The 19,763-nt window shown below is 72.5% G+C and carries 17 protein-coding genes and 1 riboswitch; of the genes, 9 read left to right on the plus strand and 8 right to left on the minus strand.

The window, feature by feature from the left end; all coding sequences use genetic code 11:
* Positions 1-2 precede the first annotated feature (2 nt).
* Positions 3-1,178 carry a glycine oxidase ThiO gene (thiO, locus tag K1J60_RS33130; protein WP_220649413.1) on the minus strand — a complete coding sequence of 392 codons (1,176 nt, stop codon included), beginning with the start codon at positions 1,176-1,178 and terminating at the stop codon, positions 3-5.
* Positions 1,176-1,287: riboswitch (TPP riboswitch) on the minus strand. (Overlaps the previous gene by 3 nt.)
* Before the next feature lie 52 nt (positions 1,288-1,339).
* Between thiO and K1J60_RS33135 the strand changes: the two genes are divergently transcribed.
* The 6 genes from K1J60_RS33135 to K1J60_RS33160 all read left to right on the plus strand — a co-directional run bounded on the left by K1J60_RS33135 (position 1,340) and on the right by K1J60_RS33160 (position 6,303).
* Positions 1,340-1,699 carry a hypothetical protein gene (locus K1J60_RS33135; RefSeq protein ID WP_220649414.1) on the plus strand — a complete coding sequence of 120 codons (360 nt, stop codon included), beginning with the start codon at positions 1,340-1,342 and terminating at the stop codon, positions 1,697-1,699.
* Positions 1,700-1,779: 80 nt separating this feature from the next.
* Positions 1,780-3,018 (plus strand): NAD(P)/FAD-dependent oxidoreductase, encoded by a 1,239-nt coding sequence (locus K1J60_RS33140; RefSeq protein WP_220649415.1) that lies wholly within the window; start codon positions 1,780-1,782, stop codon positions 3,016-3,018.
* Positions 3,019-3,124: 106 nt separating this feature from the next.
* On the plus strand, positions 3,125-3,490 hold the full coding sequence (locus K1J60_RS33145; protein WP_033528139.1) for an Rv2175c family DNA-binding protein: 366 nt from the start codon (positions 3,125-3,127) through the stop codon (positions 3,488-3,490).
* Between the two features lie 143 nt (positions 3,491-3,633).
* Complete coding sequence (thiE, locus tag K1J60_RS33150; RefSeq protein ID WP_220649416.1) at positions 3,634-4,278, plus strand: thiamine phosphate synthase; 645 nt, start codon at positions 3,634-3,636, stop codon at positions 4,276-4,278.
* Positions 4,279-4,387: 109 nt separating this feature from the next.
* Positions 4,388-5,311 carry a methylenetetrahydrofolate reductase [NAD(P)H] gene (gene metF, locus K1J60_RS33155; RefSeq protein WP_220649417.1) on the plus strand — a complete coding sequence of 308 codons (924 nt, stop codon included), beginning with the start codon at positions 4,388-4,390 and terminating at the stop codon, positions 5,309-5,311.
* 56 nt (positions 5,312-5,367) lie between these two features.
* A complete protein-coding gene (locus K1J60_RS33160; protein WP_220649418.1) occupies positions 5,368-6,303 on the plus strand; it encodes an SCO2102 family sporulation regulator in 936 nt (311 codons plus the stop codon).
* A 37-nt stretch (positions 6,304-6,340) separates the two neighbouring features.
* Here the strand turns inward: K1J60_RS33160 and K1J60_RS33165 are convergent, their stop codons facing one another.
* From K1J60_RS33165 to K1J60_RS33180, 4 genes are all read right to left on the minus strand, one after another.
* Positions 6,341-7,855 (minus strand): phytoene desaturase family protein, encoded by a 1,515-nt coding sequence (locus K1J60_RS33165; RefSeq protein ID WP_220649419.1) that lies wholly within the window; start codon positions 7,853-7,855, stop codon positions 6,341-6,343.
* A 507-nt stretch (positions 7,856-8,362) separates the two neighbouring features.
* Positions 8,363-8,995, minus strand: a complete 633-nt coding sequence (locus K1J60_RS33170) for a TetR/AcrR family transcriptional regulator (protein ID WP_220649420.1) — start codon at positions 8,993-8,995, stop codon at positions 8,363-8,365.
* Positions 8,996-9,048: 53 nt separating this feature from the next.
* Complete coding sequence (locus K1J60_RS33175) at positions 9,049-11,133, minus strand: YhgE/Pip domain-containing protein (RefSeq protein ID WP_220649421.1); 2,085 nt, start codon at positions 11,131-11,133, stop codon at positions 9,049-9,051.
* Positions 11,105-12,028, minus strand: coding sequence for an ATP-binding cassette domain-containing protein (locus tag K1J60_RS33180; RefSeq protein ID WP_220649422.1), 924 nt, complete (start codon positions 12,026-12,028; stop codon positions 11,105-11,107). Before K1J60_RS33180 ends, K1J60_RS33175 begins: the two co-directional genes overlap by 29 nt.
* A 176-nt stretch (positions 12,029-12,204) precedes the next feature.
* Between K1J60_RS33180 and K1J60_RS33185 the strand changes: the two genes are divergently transcribed.
* The 3 genes from K1J60_RS33185 to K1J60_RS33195 all read left to right on the plus strand — a co-directional run bounded on the left by K1J60_RS33185 (position 12,205) and on the right by K1J60_RS33195 (position 14,337).
* Entirely contained in the window at positions 12,205-12,744 is a 540-nt protein-coding gene (locus tag K1J60_RS33185; protein ID WP_220649423.1) for an SAV_6107 family HEPN domain-containing protein, read from the plus strand.
* 132 nt (positions 12,745-12,876) lie between these two features.
* The gene (locus K1J60_RS33190; protein WP_220649424.1) at positions 12,877-13,647 is read left to right on the plus strand and encodes a class I SAM-dependent methyltransferase; all 771 of its coding nucleotides are present in this window, start codon (positions 12,877-12,879) and stop codon (positions 13,645-13,647) included.
* A gap of 288 nt (positions 13,648-13,935) precedes the next feature.
* Positions 13,936-14,337, plus strand: a complete 402-nt coding sequence (locus tag K1J60_RS33195) for a DUF3040 domain-containing protein (protein WP_220649425.1) — start codon at positions 13,936-13,938, stop codon at positions 14,335-14,337.
* A gap of 316 nt (positions 14,338-14,653) precedes the next feature.
* Here K1J60_RS33195 and K1J60_RS33200 read toward each other — a convergent pair whose 3' ends face one another.
* From K1J60_RS33200 to K1J60_RS33210, 3 genes are read right to left on the minus strand one after another with little or no spacing between them, the layout of a single operon-like run.
* Positions 14,654-17,191 (minus strand): transglutaminase TgpA family protein, encoded by a 2,538-nt coding sequence (locus K1J60_RS33200; RefSeq protein ID WP_220649426.1) that lies wholly within the window; start codon positions 17,189-17,191, stop codon positions 14,654-14,656.
* Positions 17,188-18,546: a DUF58 domain-containing protein gene (locus tag K1J60_RS33205; protein WP_220649427.1), complete on the minus strand. Its 1,359-nt coding sequence runs from the start codon at positions 18,544-18,546 to the stop codon at positions 17,188-17,190. Before K1J60_RS33205 ends, K1J60_RS33200 begins: the two co-directional genes overlap by 4 nt.
* On the minus strand, positions 18,543-19,583 hold the full coding sequence (locus tag K1J60_RS33210) for an AAA family ATPase (RefSeq protein WP_220649428.1): 1,041 nt from the start codon (positions 19,581-19,583) through the stop codon (positions 18,543-18,545). The genes K1J60_RS33205 and K1J60_RS33210 overlap by 4 nt, the downstream gene beginning before the upstream one ends.
* Positions 19,584-19,763: the final 180 nt, after the last annotated feature.

The following is a 19,763-nucleotide window of genomic DNA, read 5'->3' on the forward strand; positions in this document are numbered from 1 at the left end:
GCTCATACGGGCTGCTCCAGGAGTTCACGGGCCGCGCCTGCGCGGAACCGCAGGGGGGTGAAGTCGCGCGCCTCCGCCGGCAGTTCACCGGTCGTCAGCACCTGGGCCATGACGTCGCCGGTGACCGGCGTGAGAAGCACGCCGTTGCGGTAGTGGCCGGTCGCGAGGAGCAGGCCGTCCAGCCCGCTGGGGCCGAGGAGCGGGGCGTTGTCGGGCGAGGCGGGGCGCAGTCCGGCGCGGGTCTCGGTGAGCGGCAGTTCGGTGATGCCGGGGACGAGTTCATGAGCGTCCCGCAGCAGTTCGTACACCCCGCCCGCGGTGACCGTCGTGTCCCAGCCCTGTTCCTCACTGGTCGCGCCGACGACGAGTTCGCCGTTCTCGCGCGGCACGAGATAGACGTGGCTGCCCCGCACCACGGCCCGCACGGTACGGCTCAGGAAGGGCGCGTACGGCTTCGGCACGGTCAGCCGCAGCACCTGTCCCTTCACCGGCCGCACCGGTGGCCGCACTTCGGCCGGGACGCCGGCGAGCCGCCCGCTGAGGCTGCCCGCGGCGAGGACGGTGTGCCCGGCGTCCAGCCGGTCGCCCGCGCCGGTGCGGACGCCCGTGGCCCGCTCCCGGGCCACCGACAGCTCCTCGGCCCAGGCCCGGTGGAACACCACCCCGGCGCGTTCGCAGGCCGCGACCAGGGCCGCGGCGAGCCGCCTCGGGTCGACCTGGTGGTCGCCGTCGACCCGCAGGCCGCCGCGCACGCCCGGCGCGAGCATCGGCTCCAGCCGACGGCACTCCCGTCCGCTCAGCCACTCCGAGTCGAGGCCCGACCGACGTTGCAGGGCGTGCAGTTCGCGCAGATGGGCGCGGTCGTCGGCGTCGAGCGCGACGGCGAGTGTGCCGGAGCGGCGGTAGCCGAGGCCGAGGCCGGTGGTCTCGGTCAACTCGGCCGCGAAGTCCGGGTAGCGGCGCGCGGACTCCAGGTTGAGCCCCAGCAGCGTCTCCTCGCCGTAGTGCAGTTCGGTCACGGCGGCGAGCATCCCGGCCGCCACCCGCGCGGCCCCGCCGCCGGGCTCGGGATCGACCACGGCCGTGGCGAACCCGCGCTGCGCGGACCGCCACGCCGTGACGAGCCCGATGATTCCGCCCCCCACGACGAGGACGTCTGACGTGTGCGTACGCGACATGGGCGTCCAGCCCCTCCCTTCGCCGGCATGACCCGGATCAGGTTCGTACGGTCGGAGGCCGCCAGCCTCCCTCTCAGCCCGGTGCGTCCGGGCTCCCGCGAGTGCTCTACGGTGGCCCACCCTAGCCCCCGCCGTTCGTCCCAGTAAGGGAGCCCGTGCCCATGGCCCGCTCGCTCGACGGTCTCGTCCTCGCCCCCGTCGCCGACCAAGCCCCAGGTCAGGTGGGCACCCGCACCCGCTTCACGTACCACGAGAAGGACGGCGAGATCTGGGCCGACTACGCGGGCGGCGACGTCGTGCGCGGCCGGCTCGTGGGCACGCGCGCGGGGGACCGGCTGGACTTTCGCTACGTGCAGTTGAAGACCGACGGCACCACCGCCTCCGGGCACTGCGTGTCCCTGGTGGTCGAACTGCCCGACGGGCGGGTCCGGCTGGAGGAGACCTGGGAATGGGAGTCGCGGTCCGGCAGCGGGACGAGCGTGGTGGAGCAGGTCGACGATACGGCGGACCGCGCCCGCTGAGGGCCACCGCCCGCCACCCGCCGTACGACCGGCCCACCCACCCTCTGCCTGACCGGATATCAGTTGTCTATGGTGATCGGGTGAGCGAGCAGACGCAGCACAGGGGCGGATCACCCGCGCGGCGCGTGGTCGTCGTGGGCGCGGGCATGGCGGGCGTGCAGACGGCGGTCGCCCTGCGGGAACAGGGCTTCACCGGCGACGTGACGCTCCTCGGCGCCGAGCCGCACCAGCCGTACGACCGGCCTCCGCTCTCCAAGGCCGTCCTGCTCGGCAACGCCGAGGGCTCCGCCTTCGACGTCGACTTCGAGGCGCTCGGCATCGACCTCCGGCTCGGCCGCGAGGTGTCCGGCCTGCGCCCCGCCGATCATGAACTCGACACGGCCGACGGACCCGTCCCGTACGACCTCCTCGTCGTCGCGACCGGCGCGGAACCGATCATGCTGCCGGGCGCCGAGGGCGTGCCCGGGGTGCATCTGCTGCGAACCCTGGACGACGCCGAGCGGCTGCGGCCGGTGCTGGCCCGGCAGCACGACATCGTGGTCGTCGGCGCGGGCTGGATCGGCGCCGAGTTCGCCACGGCCGCCCGTGAGGCGGGCTGCGCGGTGACGGTCGTCGAGGCGGCCGACCGCCCGCTCGCGGGCGCGCTCCCGGCGGAGGTGGCCGCCCCGATGGCCGCCTGGTACGCCGACAGCGGCACCACCCTGCGCACGCACGCGCGCGTGGAGCGTGTCGAGCCCGGCACGGTCGTCCTGGACGACGGCACCCGGGTGCCGGCCGGCGCGGTCGTCGTCGGCATCGGCGCACGCCCCGCCACGGCCTGGCTGAAGGGCTCCGGCATCGAGCTCGGCGCCCACGGCGAGGTGGTGGCGGACGACCATCTGCGCACCTCCGTACCGGATGTGTTCGCCGTCGGCGACTGCGCCTCCTTCCCCTCGGGCAGGTACGGCCGGCGCCTCCTCGTCCATCACTGGGACAACGCCCTCCAGGGCCCCCGCACGGTCGCCGCGAACATCGTCGGCGAGACCCCCGCGCCCTACGACCCCGTGCCCTACTTCTGGTCCGAGCAGTTCGGCCGGTTCGTCCAGTACGCCGGGGACCACGCATCCGCCGACACCATGGTCCGGCGCGGCGACCCGGTCGGCGCCGCCTGGTCGGTCTGCTGGCTGCGCGAGGCCCGGCTGGTCGCCCTGCTGGCGGTGGGCCGCCCCCGGGACCTGGCCCAGGGGCGCCGCCTGATCGAGTCGGGCACCCCGATGGACCCGCTGCTGCTGGAGGACCCGGCGAGGCCACTGAAGGCGGCGACCGCGGCGACGGCGTAGCCGGGACGCGTTCGCCCGCCGACCGACGCACTCCGTGCCCCTCGGTCGGCTCCGCCCGAGGCGCCTCGGCTACCCACTGTCAGTCCCAGATGGCAGTCTTGGAGACGTGACCGAGATTGACGCAAAGATCGATGCTCTCGTCCCCGCGTGGCTGACCCTCCCCGACATCGCAGAGATGCTCGACGTCGAGGTGACCCGCGTGCGGCAGCTGGTGAAGGAAGGCCAGCTCATCGCCGTACGCCGCGGGGAGAACCGCGCGCTGCACGTCCCCGCCGCCTTCATCGACGGAGACAAGGTGGTCAAGGGCCTGACCGGCACCCTGACCCTGCTGAAGGACGACGGCTTCACCGACGAAGAGATGCTGGAGTGGCTCTTCACTCCGGACCCGAGCCTGCCCGGAACCCCGGCCCAGGCCCTGAGCGAGAATCGCGGCACGGAGGTGAAGCGCCGCGCCCAGGCGCTCGCCGTCTGACCCGGAACGCCAGGCACACCCGAGACACCTGAGACACCCGAACGATCCGCACAAGAGCCGCCTGTGCGGCGCACGGGAGCCGACCCGCGAGGGTCGCGTCCCGTGCGCCGCGCGGACCACGCATGCCAACGGGGGACACACCCATGCCCGACGCCGCCGCACAGCTCGCCGACGCCCGGCTCTACCTCTGCACGGACGCCCGCAAGCGCCAGGGCGACCTCCCGCGGTTCCTGGACGCGGTCCTCGGCGGCGGCGTGGACATCGTGCAGCTCCGCGACAAGGGCATGGAGGCGGCCGAGGAGCTGGAGCACCTCCAGGTCGTCGCAGACGCCTGCCGCAGGCACGGCAAGCTGATCGCCGTCAACGACCGCGCGGACGTCGCCCACGCCATCGGCGCGGACGTGCTGCACCTCGGCCAGGGCGACCTCCCGGTCCCCGCCGCCCGTGCCGTCCTCGGCGAGGACGTGCTCATCGGCCGCTCCACCCACGCCGAGGAGGAGGCCGCCGCCGCGGCCGTCCAGGAGGGCGTGGACTACTTCTGCACGGGTCCCTGCTGGCCCACCCCCACCAAGCCCGGCCGCCACGCCCCCGGCCTGGACCTCGTCCGGTACACGGCCGCCCTCGCCACCGACCGTCCCTGGTTCGCCATCGGCGGCATCGACCTCGGCAACCTCGACGAGGTCGTCGAGGCGGGCGCCCGGCGGGTGGTCGTCGTCCGTGCGATCACGGAGGCCGACGACCCGGGGGCCGCCGCGGCCGAGTTCACCAAGCGGCTGCGCGCCCTCTAGCCCGCGCCTGCGGCCCACGGCCGTCCAAGGCGTGGACAACAGGTCGACAAAGGGGACAAAAAGCCCCGGTCTGGTTGGGGGACGGGCCCGACCTGACTAACCTGCCGGTATGGCCCTAGGAACCGCTTCTACCCGGACTGACCACGCACGCACCGTGCGTGACATGCTCGCCACGGGCAAGACCACGTACTCCTTCGAGTTCTGGGCGCCCAAGACGGCGAAGGGCGAGCGGAACCTGTGGAACGCCCTCCGCAGGATCGAGGCGGTCGCTCCCAGCTTCGTCTCCGTGACGTACGGCGCGGGCGGCTCCACGCGGGCCGGCACGGTGAAGGCGACCGAGCAGATCGCCGCCGACACCACGCTCACCCCGGTCGCCCACCTCACCGCGGTCAGCCACTCCATCGCCGAACTGCGCAACATCATCGGCCAGTTCGCGGGCGCCGGGATCCGCAACATCCTCGCGGTCCGCGGTGACCCGCCCGGCGACCCCTTGGCCGAGTGGGTCGCGCATCCGCAGGGCCTGACCTACGCCGCCGAACTCGTCCGGCTCATCAAGGAATCGGGCGACTTCTGCGTAGGTGTCGCGGCCTTCCCGGAGATGCACCCGCGCTCCCCGGACTGGGACAGCGACGTGGCGCGCTTCGTCGACAAGTGCCGGGCCGGCGCCGACTACGCGATCACGCAGATGTTCTTCCACCCCGAGTCGTACCTGCGTCTGAGGGACGCGGTCGCGAGCGCCGGCTGCGAAACCCCCGTCATTCCCGAGGTCATGCCCGTCACCAGCGTGAAGATGCTGGAACGGTTGCCCAAACTCAGCAACGCCGCCATCCCGAACGCCCTGAAAGAGCGGATCGTCACAGCCAAAGACGATCCGGCCGCTGTACGCTCCATTGGCATCGAGTTCGCCACGGAGTTCTGCGCGAGGCTGTTGGACGAAGGAGTCCCCGGACTTCACTTCATCACCCTGAACAACTCCACCGCGACTCTGGAAATCTACGAGAACCTGGGCCTGCACCATCCACCACGGGCCTAGACCGGTCGCACTCGCGTACGACACACTGCGGAGCGGCTACAGGGAGAGGGGCGTACATGGGCTGGGCGGTCCTCTACATCGCGTTCGGCGTCGTCGCGTTGTGGCTGCTGGGTGAGGTGCTGCTGCAGTACAAGGCGCGGCTGCGCTGGCGGCTGCTCGCTTTCGGCGGTTTCCTCGGTGTCGTCCTCGGTGTCCTGATCCCCAACGTGATCGTCATCGCGCTGGGCGCGATCGGGTTCGCGATCGGGCAGACCTATGTGACGCTGTCGTTCCGTCGTGGCTTCGAGGCCGGCTGGGCCGTCCGCCCGCGCTCCGGCGAGGGCGAGGACGGCGGCCGGCTGCCCAAGGCGGGCAAGAAGCGTCGCCGCGGCGAACCGGACCGCCAGGACCCGACCCTTGAGGTCACAGATCTGGAGACCACCGCCGCCGGAACGTACCACCAGGGCGACGACCCGCTCGACGACCGCGACGACGACGTGTTCGTCCGCCCGCAGTCCACGCCCTCCGGGGCCGCCACGAGCACCGTCTACTCCCCGGAACCCCTCCCGGACGACACCAGCACGTACGGCATCTACGGCGACGACAACGCCTACGCGGGAGCCGGCCAGCAGCACGCGACCGCCGACCAGTCCGCGCAGGACGAGGCCTTCGCCTACTACGGCTACGACCAGCAGGGGTACGGCTACGACCCGTCCCAGCAACAGCAGTACGCCGCCTACTCCGACCCGTACATCGGCACCCAGACGTACGACGCCACGGCCTCGTACGACCAGTCCTACGGGCAGCAGGGATACGGTCAACAGGGCTACGGCCAGGACCAGTACGGCAACGGCGGCTACGGCGGCGAGACCCCGCCCGGCGGTGTCTGGGTCCCGCAGCAGCGCAACACCGACGACCCGTTCGGCTCGGACCTGCCGTCGGACCAGCAGTACCCGTACCAGGGCAACGGCAACGGCCAGAACGGCTACGACGAGCAGCAGTACCGTTTCTGAAGGACCCGTTCGACCTCCCGTCCGATCCCGCCGGGGCTCACTGCGAGCCGCGGAACTCCGGTCCCTCCACGATCAGTCCCGCCACCAGCGCGCCCGACATCCCGGCGTGCGGAAGACCGCCGCCGGGGTGGGACCAGCCGCCGACGGTGAACAGGCCCGGCACAGCGGTGGTGTTGGACGGGTGCAGCCATCGCCCGTCCGCCGCGGCGAGCGCCGGGGCCGGGACCGCGCCGCCCTCCGCACCCGTCGTCCGCGCGATGTCGGCCGGGGTGCGCACCTCGCTCCACAGAAGACGCTCGCGCAGGCCGGGCACGGCGCGCTCGGCGGCGTCGATCAACTGCTCCGCCCGCAGATCGAACACCTCCGACTCCGCCCGACTCCAGTCGGGCTCGGCGGGGACCGCGCAGGTGATCGTGACCGCCTCATGGTCGGCGTCCGGGACCAGTCCCGGATCGTCCGGCCGCAGCACCGTCATCGTGGGCCGGGCGACCATTCCATGTGACGGACCGAACAGGAGCTCCAACTCGGCGTCACGGTCCTCCGCGTGCACCACCGTCCGGTGCGCCGCGCCCTGCGGACGGCCCCCGCGCAGCGCCAGCAGCACGGTCAGCCGGCTCGTCGTCGCGCGCTGGGCCGGTACCTCGCCGGCACTCCGCACGACCGACCGCCGCGCCAGGCGGCTCAGCACCTCGGGCGCGACCCCGGCGACCACGAAGTCGGCCCCGGCCACCGCGCCGTCCGCCAGCTCCACCCCGGCCGCCCGGCCGTCCTTCTCGACGATCCCGGTGACCTCGGCACCGAAGACGAACTCGACCCTGCGGGCCAGGCACCGCTCGTACAGTGCCCGCGCCAACTCCCGTACGCCGCCCCGGACGTACCAGGTCCCGAAGGCGTGATCCAGGTAGGGCAGGACCGCAGCGCTCGCCGGGACGCTCCTCGGGTCCAGGCCGTACGCGAGGGCGTGGCTCTCCAGCAGGGCCGTCAGCCGAGGGTCGCGCAGCTCCCACGCGCCGACCTCCGCGAGGGTGGCGGCGCGGCGGGTGCGCAGCAGGCGCTTGTGGGGGACCGAGGGGTACGGCTCGCGCTCGGCGAGGACCTTCCAGTCGGACCACAGCGGCTCCTCCAGGAGGGGGCGCCGGGTGCGGTCCCAGGCTTCGCGGGCCCGCACCAGGAAATCGCCCCAGCGGTCGCCGGCGCCCGCGCCGAGCGTGGAGTTCAGCGCGGCGACCACGCCCGCGCGTGAGGCGTTCGGCAGCAGGAGGTCGGTGCCGTCCGCGAAGACGTGCCGGGCCGCCGGGTCGACCTGGACCAGGTCGACGCACTTCTCCAGCGGTTCCTTGCCGGTCTTGAGGAACAGATCGCGGTGGACGGCGGGGAGCGGCAGCAGCCCCGGTCCCGTGTCGAACGCGAAGCCGTCGCGCTCGAAGCGGCCCACGGCTCCGCCGTAGGTCGTCGTGCTCTCGTGCACCACGACGCGGTGGCCCGCGACGGCCAGCCGGGCGGCGGCTGCCATCGCGCCGAGGCCGGCGCCGATCACCACAATCCTTGCCATGTCAGCGACCTTATCGGCCGCCGCTGACATTCCTTGTTCGCGGTCGAGCTCGGGGGGTCCGGTCCGTCGGGGTCGGTCCGGCGGGCGCGGGAGCGTCGTGGCGTGCCGCGCGGTTCCCCGCGCCCCTGGGTGGCGGGCTGCGCCGACGACCCGGGGAGTACGAGCGCGGGCGCGATCGTCACCAGTCGGCAACAGCGCGGTCTGGGCCTGAGTGCGCAGTGCTGAGTACGCGTACCCAGTCGTGGAGATGAGTACGCGCACGGATGGGTCGCGACCTGCGGAAACGGAAGAGTGGAGGCACGGGAAGGGGCACGGCTCCGGCACCGCCGACACGGGGCGGCGGAACGGCACTCGCGCTCCTACCGCTCCTTCCGTCGACGCGAGTCGACGGGAGCGAGGCACGGGGGAGTACGGGGGAGTACGGGGGAACGGGGAAGCGCCGGTTCGAGGTGGCCCGCGGGGGACGCGGCCAGTTCGGACCGGCGCTCTCGTTTCCGCCCCGGCAGGTCAGCCGTGTCCGCCGACTCGGCCCTGCAGCAGCCTGGACAGCGCCGCGTGGACATCGTCCAGGGAGCGTTCCGGCTGGAAGGCCTTCCAGTCCAGCGCGGCCACCAGGACCATGCCGACCAGGGCCGACGCCGTCAGGCCGACATCGATCTCGTCGCTCAGCTCGCCTCGCTCGACACCCTCGCGGAGCACCCCCTCGACGACGGCGACCACCTCCTGCCGCACGACCATGAGCGTGGACTGCCAGGCCCGGTTGGTGCGCCACAGCTCGGCCACGTACAGCTGGGTGAAGGACGGGTAGCGGTCGATGAAGACGAGCCCGGCCCGGACCATCGCGTCCAGGGAGTCGACCCTGCTGCCGCCGTCCTTCGCGGTCCGCTCGGCCGCCTCGCGGAGGGAGGCGGTGAGCAGTCCCACGCCGTGCCGCAGCAGCTCCTCGAAGAGGACCGACTTGCTGGCGAAGTTGTAGTAGACGGTGCCCTTGGCGACTCCGGCGCGTTCGGCGATCTCGTCCACCGTGGTGGCGGAGAACCCCTGTTCCGCGATGAGGGTGACGGCCGCTTCGTAGAGTTTCTGCCGGGTCGCCTCGCGGCGGCCCCCGCCTGCGCCGCCGGGGGCGTTGCTGCTTTCCATGGCCCTGATTGTCACAGGAACCGCGCCGTGGGCGGGAACCGCTCCCCGCGCGGTCACAGACTCAACTCCGGGTGCAGCCGGTCCAGCGTCCACACCTGTTTGCGGCGAGCCGACAGGGCGGTCAGCGCGAGGGCGCCCACCGTGAACGCCACCAGCACCGCGCACGCCTGCCACACCGGGCCCAGACCGCCGCCCGTGATCAGCCGCCTGAGGGCGTCGACGACATGGCTCATCGGCAGGAAGGGGTGGACCGCGTTGAAGAAGTCCGGGCTGGTCTGCACGGGATACGTGCCGCCCGCGGACGTCAACTGGAGCATCAGGAAGGCGAGGACGAGGATCCGGCCCGCCGCCCCGAAGCGCGCGTTGAGCCACTGCACGATCGCCGCGAAGCACGCCGTCACCAGGAACAGGAAGCCCACCGTCCCGGCCGCCCGCGCCATCTGCAGGCCGACCGCCCAGTGCAGCACCGCCATCAGCGCGACCGTCTGCAGCACGCCCAAGGCGGCCACCGGCAGCCAGCCCGCCAGCGCGATCCGCCACGCCGAGGCACCCGCCGCGAGGGCCCGCCGGTTGAGCGGCTGGATCAGCATGTACGCCACCATCGCGCCCACCCACAGGGACAGCGGGATGAAGTACGGGGCGAACCCGGTGCCGTAGTTGGGCGCCTTGTGCAGGTCCCTGCTGGCCAACTGCACCGGATCGGCCATCACTTCGGTGCGCTCGTCGCGATCCTGCTCGTCGTAGTCGGGGATCCGCTCGGCCCCGTCGTGCAGACCGCCCGCGAGCTTCCCGGAGCCGTCGGCCAGCTTGTACATGCCGCCCTTGAGGTCGACCGCGCCCGTCTTCAGGGCACCGACGCCGGTGTCGAGGTCCTCCGCGCCGGACTTGGCCGTCCCGAGGCCGGTGTGCAGGGCCCTGGCCCCCTTGGCGACCTGCGCGGCGCCCTTGTCGAGCGCGTCGACCTTGGCGACGGCGTCGTCGAGGTCGGTGGAGAGGGTGGGCGCCGCCTTCGCGAGGGCGCGGGCCTGCTTCTCCAGGGTCTGAAGATCCTTGTCGAAGGCCTTCATGTCCCCGTCGTAGTTCTTCACCACGGTGTTGACGTCCTCGGCGAGCACGGCCGCCTGAGCCGCCGCGTCCTTCGCCTTCTTCAGGTCCGCGCAGGCCGCGTCCGGCAGGACGGCTTCCTCGCAGCGGCGCCGGTGGACGTCGTCGAGGGTGTCGGAGGCGGTACGGGTGCCGGTCGCGGCGGCCGGTGCCGTCCTGACGAACGCGTCGAGGTGATCACGGATCGTGGCCGCCGAGTCGGCGACCAGGGTGGCGGTGTCGGCGATGGTGTCGCCGTTCTCCTTCAGGAAGGGCCGCACCTGGTCCGCCGCGGCACCGACCTTGTCGGCGAGCTTCCCGGTGCCGTCCGCGACCTGCCGGGCCCCGTCCTCGAGGTCGCCCGCTCCCTCGTCCAGGTCATTCAGCCCGTCGGACAGGTCCCCGCTGCCCTCCTTGGCCTTCCGCAGCCCGTCCGCGAGATCCTTGGAGCCCTGCTCCGCCTTGTCGATACCGCCCTTGAGGTCGTCGGCGCCGTCCGCGGCCTCCTCGGTCTTCCCGTGGATGTCCGAGAACGAGATGAAGATCCGGTCCAGGAACGACCGCGACGCCTTCGTCGACGCAGCCGTCCGCACCTCCGAGAACACCGTCCGCGAGATCTGCCCGACGATGTAGTTGTTCGCGTCGTTCGTCCGCACCTGGAGGGCGCCCGTCTCCGGCACGTCCCCCGAACTGGACGCGATGCGCTCGCTGAAGTCCTCCGGCATGGTCAGCGACAGGTAGTACGTACCGTCCTCGACGCCCGCGCGGGCCTCGGCGGCGCTCACCCGGTGCCACTCGAAGGTGTCGCTGTCCCGCAGCCCCTTCGCGATGTCGTCGCCGGCCGTCAGTCTCTCCTTGCCGACCGACGCCCCCCGGTCGTCGTTCACCAGCGCCACGGGGATGCGGTCCAGCCGGCCGTACGGGTCCCAGAAGGACCACAGGTACAGGGCGCCGTACAGCAGCGGCAGCAGCAGGAGCGAGACCAGCGCGGCGCGCGGCAGCTTCCCCCGGCCGAACCGCCTGAGCTCAAGCGCGGCCAGTCGCGGCGAGCGCATCTGCCGTCTCCTTGTCGTCGTCGTGGTTCTCGTCGTCGTGGTTGTCGTGTTTGTCGTGTTTGTCGTGGTCGGAGCTGTCGGCGTCGCCGTTCTCGGCGTCGGAGCTCTCGTCGTCCTGGTTCTCTTGGTCGGAGTTGTCGTGGTCGGACTTCTCGTCGCTCTTCGGTTCACGGGCCCCCGTCGTCACCACGACCGCCCCCTCCGGGGCCTCGCTGCACACCGCCACGACCGTGATCCCGGACTCGGTGAGGGATGTCAACAGGGCCCACATCGCCGTCCGTTCGGCGTCGGAGAGCTTCAGGTCGGTGTCGTCGACGCCCAGCAGTCGGGGCCGGGCGACGAGGGCGAGGGCGACCGACAGCCGCAGGGCCTCCATCCGGTCGAGGTCGCGTACGGCCGTCCGCGAGCCCTTGGGCAGCGCCTCGCGGTCGAGCCCGGCGGCGGTCGCGGCGGCCTCGATCCGGTCCCTCGTCTCGGCGGCACGCTCGGCCCGGGGGCGCAGCAGCCCGCGCAGGGTGCCGTCGAACCGCCGCTGCAGCAGCGCCCGTTCACGCAGGTGCTCCTCGACGGTCAGGGCCGGGTCGAGGTCCGTCACGCCGGGGACATGGGCGAGGGCGCTGATGCGGCGCACGGCCGCCATCCGTTTCGGCAGCCGTAGGGAGCCGACCGTGGCACGGCCCTCGCTCGGCTTCATACGGCCGGTCAGCGCGAGCAGCAGAGAGGTCCGGCCCGACCCGGACGGCCCCGCGATCGCGACCAGCGAGCCGGCCTCCGCGTCGAACCCGACGCCCCGGAAGGCCCAGCCGCGCGGACCTCTGAGCCCGAACTCCTCCGCGCCGACGGCGGCACCGTGGGCCGTCCCCCGCCCGGTGTCCGCCTCCCCTGCCTCAGCCATGTTTCCGAAACCCCTCCGGCCATATTTGAACTGACTGGTCAGTGCAAAAACTACTCCGAACCTTTGATCGAAGCAAAAGTGCAGGTCAGAACGGATTGTCAGTGGCATACCGCACGATGGGCACATACGGCACCTCGTGTCAGAGCGTGCCGTCCGCAGACGACAGGAGGTTCGTCATGGCCAGCTACCACGCAGCAGCCGCCAACCGGCGCCGCGCCACCGGCCCTGCCCCCTCACTGACCGGCCCGGCGAGCGACGTGCACCCCGTGCTGCGCCGGGCGACGGCCCCGCCCGCCGCCCTCGACCTGCTCGCCCAGGCCCGCTCCGGGCTCGACGAGGCGTCCGGACTCCGCACGCCGAACGAGCGATACGCCACCGCACACCTCGCCGCCCTGCGCACCGCCGCCGCGGTGCTCGCCGCCCGGGGGCGCCCCGAACCCACCCCGAAGCGCCGGGCCAAGATCCGGAGCGCCTGGGAAGTGCTCCCCGAGATAGCGCCCGAACTCGCCGAGTGGAGCGCGCTGTTCGCCTCCGGCGCCGCCCGCCGGGCACGGGCCGAGGCCGGGATACAGGGCGCGGCGAGCGCGCGCGACGCCGACGACCTCATACGCGACGTGGCGATGTTCCTGCGCCTGGTCGAACGGATGCTGGTGCTCCAGCCGGTACTGCCGCAACCCCGGCGGGACGGCGGCCCGGAGGTCCCGGACGCGGGCTGACCGACCGTCCCGGCGCCGCCCATTAGGGTTGGGGGCACCAGCACCCTCCGTCACGGCCACCGGCCCGGCGGAGACGCAAGCCCATCGCTCCGCCCGCACACCAGGCGGTGCCGCGCCGAGGAGTCAACTGCCGTGTCGGACCCGATGCGACCCCGCGCCTCTCTCCGTACCGCCGTGGTCTGGGAGGTCCTCCAGGACGCCCTCGACCGCCGGGTGAAGGCGACGGGGCGCGAGTCGCTCGACGTACTGGACACCGGAGGCGGCAGCGGCCGGTTCGCCGTGCCCGCCGCACGCCTCGGCCACCGCGTCACCGTGGTCGACCCCAGCCCGAACGCGCTGTTCGCGCTGGAGCGGAGGGCCGCCGAGGCCGGCGTCGCCGACCGTGTCCGGGGCGTCCAGGGCGACGCGCACGGCCTCTTCGACGTCGTCGAGCGCGGCGGGTACGACGCCGTGCTCTGCCACGGTGTCCTCGAATACGTGGACGACCCCGCCGAGGGCATCGGCAACGCGGTCGCCGCGCTGCGCTCCGAGGGCGTCCTCAGCCTGCTCGCCGCCGGCCTGGGCGGCGCCGTCCTCGCCCGCGCCCTCGCCGGGCACTTCAAGGAGGCCCGGCAGGCGCTCGACGACCCGAACGGACGCTGGGGCGAGGGTGATCCGGTTCCGCACCGCTTCACCGTCGAACAGCTCACCGCGCTCGTCGAGGGCGCGGGCCTCCGGGTCGCCGCCGTGCACGGCGTCCGGGTCTTCGCCGACCTCGTCCCCGGTGTCCTCGTCGACACCGAGCCCGGCGCCCTGGACGCGCTGCTCAAGCTGGAGGCGGTGGCCGCAGAGCTGCCCGCCTTCCACTCCGTGGCCACCCAACTTCATGTGCTGGGGGAGACGCGAGGGGCCACCGAGTCCTGAGCCGTCTCCCGCGACGGACGAGCATGCCCCGCTGATCAGGGGCTCGGCGGCGGATGGAGTACGCCACAGGCCCCCCGATCGGGCGCTCGGAGCCGTATGATCGAGGGAGACCGTTCCGGCATGACGGGCCGTCCGCTGGGGAATTCACACCTCAGCGAGTCGGGGTGCCATGGCGGGTTCCGGTTGGCGAATTGGCGTAGAGGGGCGGGTTTCAAGGGGGCGATTCCCTGCCTATCCTGAAGAGGACCCCCCGGGTCGCCCCGGCGACCGCACGATGAGGAGGACTCCGTGCCGCTCTCAGAGCACGAGCAGCGCATGCTCGAGCAGATGGAGCGAGCGCTGTACGCCGAAGATCCCAAGTTCGCGTCAGCGCTTGAGGGAAGCGGGCTGCGTACGTACACCCGGCGGCGGGTCTACCAGGCGGTCGCGGGCTTTCTGGTGGGTATCGCGCTCCTCATGGCCGGAATGGTCGCACAGCAGATCTGGGTCAGCGTGGTGGGATTCCTCGTCATGCTGGGCTGCGCCGTGCTCGCCGTAACCGGTTGGCGCAAGGCCCCCAAGCCGGGTGAGCAGCCCGCCGGTGCCGCAGGCTCCGCCGGTGAGCGTCGGCAGACGCGACAGCGCCGCTCCATGATGGAACGAATCGAACAGCGCTGGCAGCGCCGTCGTGACGAGCAGGGCGGCCACTGAGCCCGCCGAACCGCCGACCCGACAGCCACAGCTGAACACGGACGAAGGGTGACCACCCGAGCGGCGGTCACCCTTCGAGCATGCCCTCAGGCGAGGGCCCGCGCATCACCGTGCGCCCTCCGCGGGGGCCACCCTGCATCGTCGTAGGGGCCCTGGGGGCCGCCCCACATCGCCGTACGGCCCTGGGGGGCCGGCCCGCATCGTCGTGCTGCCACTGCCACTGCCACTGCCACTGCCACGGCTGCGGCAGCGACAGTCGAACGGTCCTGTCCCCGCCGGGCGAACCCGGTGGGGACAGGACCGTGACGCGTCGGCGCTAGCCGTTCCGGCTCGGTGTGGGGCGCCGCCAGGGCAGGCGCGGCGCGGGGAGGCGGGACAACAGCTCGTCCCTGGTGTCCGCCCAGCGCGCGGCAAGGGCCCACGCCACCCGGACGGTCGAACGCGGCAGCAGCAGTGCCCGCAGTCGGGTGCGGCGGCCGGCGTGGGCCTTGAGGCCGATCTCGACCTGGTGCGCGTCCCGGGCGAGACCCGCGGGGATCTGAGGACGCGGAGCGAAGAGAACCTGCTCCACCGCCGCCGCCACCCGGTGCACCGCGTCGGCGGCTGTCGGTTCCAGCTCCCCGAGCCGCACGATCCGCGCGGCGGCCTTGCGGGGTGTCTGCGACTCGTCCGGCGCGATCCCGTAGTCCCACGCCGTGTCGGCCACCTCCTGCCAGGCGGCCAGCGCATGAGCCGCCGCGGCCTCCGTACGGCCGTACGACGTGGCCCTGCCCGGCTCTTCCGGGGAGCCCGGGGCCCCGGCGCCTTCATGGGTCACCTCCCGCGCGACGGCGGGCTCCTGGGCCTGGGTCCCCTTCGGCACCCCGCCCTGGTGCGAGCCCAGCCGCACGGACCGGACCCGTAGCCGCCACAGCATCGGCAGCAACGGGATCGCCAGCGCCAGAAGCGCTCCCGGGAGGATCAACAGGGTCCAGGGCGAGAAGAACACCAGGCCCCAGAACGAGCGCTCCCCGTCGTCCGAACCCGGCAGGGCCGCCGCGGACTCGCTCCCGCAGGCCCCCAGCTTCGCCTCCTGCGGCGTGCAGCTCTCGCTCGCCGACGGCTCGGCCGACGGCGCCGTGGACGCCGACGTGGAGGGACGGGGCACCTCGGGAAGACCGCCGGTACCGGTGTCCTCCGGGACCGTGTACTCGGGAGTCGAGCCCCGGTTGGGGGTCGGCTCGAAGCGGGTCCAGCCCACGCCCTCGAAGTACAGCTCCGGCCAGGCGTGCGCGTCGCGCAGGCCCACCGACATCGTGCCGTTCGTCTGCGGGGTGCCGGGGGTGAAGCCCACCGCCACCCGCGCCGGTATGCCCAGGGTGCGGGCCATGGACGCCATCGCGAAGGAGAAGTGGACGCAGAAGCCCTCCTTGTCCTGCAGGAACCGGGCTATCGCCCGAGCGCCCGTGCCCGACCGCACCTCCGTGTCGTACGTGAACTCGCCGCTGAACGCGAACCAGTCCTGGAGCTTCACCGCCCGCTCGTAGTTGTTCTTCGCGCCCTCGGTGACCTCCAGCGCGGTCTGTGCCACCACCGGCGGCAGCGAGGCCGGCACCTTGGTGTACTCCCGCCGCAGGGACGGCGGCGGCTCCGGCGCCGAGGCCAACTGCTCCGCGGTGGGCTCCACGATCAGGCTCTCGACCTTGTACTGGGCGCCCTTGGTGTCCTGGCCGTGGTCACCGACGAGAGTGCGCCCCACGGGCTCGTACCGCCAGTCGCCGTCGATGTCCACGCCGGTGACCGGGTACGGCATCGGCAGCCAGTTCTGCTCGTAGTCCTCCGACGCGACGATCCGGGTCTCGATCGACGACCGCTTGACATCGGAGGCGAGCCCGGTGGGGGTGCCGAAGTCGTCCGGGACACCCGTGATGGAGCGCTCGGTCGGGGTCCAGGAGGTGCCGTTGAAGTCGTCCAGGGAGACGATCCGCAGATACATCTCCTGCACGTCGTCGGTGTTCGTGCGGTAGGACAGGACCTGGCGGTCCTCGTCCACGTTCAGGCTGCCGCGCAGCTGCACCACCGGGTTCACCGCGGCGATCGTGCCGCCACCCCCGGAACCCCCGCCGATGCCGGCGCCCGTGCCGTCGAGCAGCCCGCCGTCGAGGGAGGGCAGGCCGAGCGGCACCACCAGGGCGATGCCCAGCGCGACCGCGCCGATACGCCGCCCGGTGCGCACGGGTGCCACGGCGCCGTTCGCGGACTCCGCCCGCGGACCCTGGGGCGCGCCGGCGAAGACCCGGCCCCACTGCGAGAGCCGGTCGCGGCTCTCGGTCAGGAGCAGCAGCAGATAGCCGGCCGAGGCCAGCACGAACCACAGCCAGGCGGCGCCGTCGGAGAGTCCCGCGGCGACCGAGTACAGCGCGAGCAGCGGCAGACCGGCCGGGGCGGCGCTGCGGAACGTCACCGCGAGCGCGTCCACCAGCAGGCCTATCACCAGCACGCCGCCGATGATCATCAGCCGGATTCCGTCGGTCAACGGTGCCGGGATGGCGTACCGTCCGACGTCCTCGGCGCCGGTCTGCAACAGCCTCGCGAAGTACTGGAACGCCTCCGGGCCCGGGACGATCCCGGCCACCGCCCGCTCCCGGGCGAAGACCAGCGTCAGCATCATCAGGGTGACCAGCGCCTGGGCGGCCACGGTCAGCGGCCTGGCCAGCGGGACGCGCCGGGTGAGCGCTCCCACGCCGGCCTGTACGCCCAGCATGAGCGCCGCCTGGAAGATCCACGTCGCCGGGTCGACCAGCGGCAGCAGTGCACACGCGGCCATGATCGTGGCGGCCCAGGCGCACAGCGCCAGTCTCGCCCGCCCGCTCATGACCGTCCCTCCGTACCGCTCCCGGACATCACTCCGGTGCGCTGCCTGTCCGCCTGTCGCCACAGGTCCGTCAGCGAGGCGCCGCGCGGCACGGTCAGCGCCGTCCAGCCCGCCTCGTGCAGCAGCCGCAGCGACTCCTCGCTCGCGCTCCCGGCACCGGGCACCTCACCCGGTTCGGTCGTCCACGCCTCGCTGTCCAGCAGGAAGGCGACCGCCCCACCGCCGCGCTGGCGCATCTTGCCGATCACCGTCGCCTGCTCCTCGTCGAGGTCGCCGAGGAAGGCGACCAGCAGCCCCTCGTTGCCACCGCGCAGCACGTCGTACGCGGGTGACAGGCTCGTGCCGTCGGAGTGGTCGATCACCGCGAGGGTGTCCATCATCAGACCGGCCGCGTCGGCGGACTCCTGGCTGGCGCCCGCGAACCCGTCGGCGCCGTCGCCGGGCACCGAGTTGCCGGTGTCCGTCAACAGCTTCACCGAGAAGCCCCGTTCGAGCATGTGAACCAGCATGGAGGCGGCGCCGGAGACGGCCCACTCGAAGGCGGAGTCGGGGCCCGCGCCGAGGAACGCCTCGGCCCGGGTGTCCAGCAGCACCGTGCAGCGGGCACGCTGCGGCTGTTCCTCGCGGCGCACCATCAGCTCGCCGTAGCGTGCGGTCGAACGCCAGTGCACCCGGCGCAGATCGTCGCCGTGCCGGTAGCCGCGCGGGATCACGTCGTCCTCGCCGGCCAGCGCCAGCGACCGCTGCCGCCCGTCGCCGTATCCCTTGGCCTCGCCGTTCAGCCGCACCGGCGGCAGCGCCTCCACGCGCGGGACGACGGTCAGCGTGTCGTACGTCGAGAAGGACCGGGTCAGCTCGCACATGCCGAACGGGTCGGTCAGACGCAGCTGGAGCGGGCCCAGCGGGTAGCGGCCGCGCAGATCGGAGCGGACGCGGTACGACACCTCGCGGCGGCCGCCCGCCTCCACCCGGTCCAGCACGAAACGGGGCCGCGGACCGAGCACGTACGGCACCCGGTCCTGGAGCATCAGCAGCCCGGTGGGCAGCCGCGAGACGTTGTCCATCCGCAGATGGACCCGGGCCTCGCTCCCGGCGGGCACGCGCGCGGGGGAGAGGCGGCGGCTGCCCGCGACCCGGTAGCGGGTGCGGTACAGCACGGTCGCGCAGACCAGCGGCAGCACGGCGAGCAGCAGGCCGACCCGGAGCAGATCGCTCTGTCCGAGGACGTACGCGCAGACGGCGGCCGCCACGCCGGCGGCCAGGAAGGAGCGCCCGCGCGTGGTGAGGCCGGCGAGGGCCGTGCGCAGGCCGCCCTTGTCCTGTTCCGGGGCGGGCGCCGGCCCCGCGGTGGTCATCCAAGCCTCCGCGGCGGCTGCTGCGGGTACGCGGGCGCGGTGTGGACCGAGCCGTACCCGCTCTGCGCCTGGGGGGCCTGCGGCACGGGTGTGCGCTGGAGGATCTCCTGGACCACCTGCTCCGGCGTACGGCGATTGAGCTGGGCCTGGGCGGTGGGCAGCAGCCGGTGGGCGAGGATGGACACGGCCAGCGACTGGATGTCGTCCGGCAGCGCGTACTCCCGGCCGCTCAGGGCGGCGGTCGCCCTCGCCGCACGCAGCAGATGCAGCGTGGCGCGCGGCGAGGCACCGAGTCTGAGGTCCGGATGGGTGCGGGTGGCGCCGACCAGGTCCACCGCGTACCGCCGAACCGATTCCGCGACGTGCACGCCCCGGACGGCCTCGATCAGCTTGACGATCTCGTGCGCGTGCGCCACCGGCTGCATGTCCTCCAGCGGCGAGACCCCGCCGTGGACGTCGAGCATCTGCAGCTCGGCCTCCGGGCTCGGGTAGCCGACGGAGACACGGGCCATGAAGCGGTCGCGCTGGGCCTCCGGCAGCGGGTAGGTGCCCTCCATCTCCACCGGGTTCTGCGTGGCCACCACCATGAAGGGGCTCGGCAGCTCGTAGGTGGTGCCGTCGATCGTGACCTGGCGCTCCTCCAGGGACTCCAGGAGCGCGGACTGCGTCTTCGGCGAGGCGCGGTTGATCTCGTCGCCGATCACGATCTGCGAGAAGATCGCGCCCGGTTTGAACTCGAACTCCTTGCGCTGCTGATCCCAGATGGACACACCTGTGATGTCCGACGGCAGCAGGTCCGGCGTGAACTGGATACGCCGCACCGAGCAGTCGATGGACCGCGCCAGTGCCTTGGCCAGCATGGTCTTGCCGACGCCGGGTACGTCTTCGATCAGAAGATGTCCCTCGGCGAGCAGCACTGTCAGCGAAAGCCGTACGACCTCAGGCTTGCCTTCGATCACTCCTTCGACCGAACTGCGGACTCGCTCCACAGTGCTGGTCAGATCAGTGAGGCTCGCTCGATCGTCATAGGTCGTCACCCGGCCCTCCTCGGCCCGTTCTTTCTCCGGGCCGTCGCTCTGCGATGCGGACCGGCCCACCCCGAAACACGGACACCACGCGTGAACTGCTCAGCGTGACGCCACATTGGCATTCTTGCTGCCGTTACCAATCCGTGTCACTCGCCTGTGGACAACTGTCCGCGATATGTCAGTTTTGCG

It is taken from the genome of Streptomyces akebiae, assembly GCF_019599145.1.
GTDB lineage: Bacteria > Actinomycetota > Actinomycetes > Streptomycetales > Streptomycetaceae > Streptomyces > Streptomyces akebiae.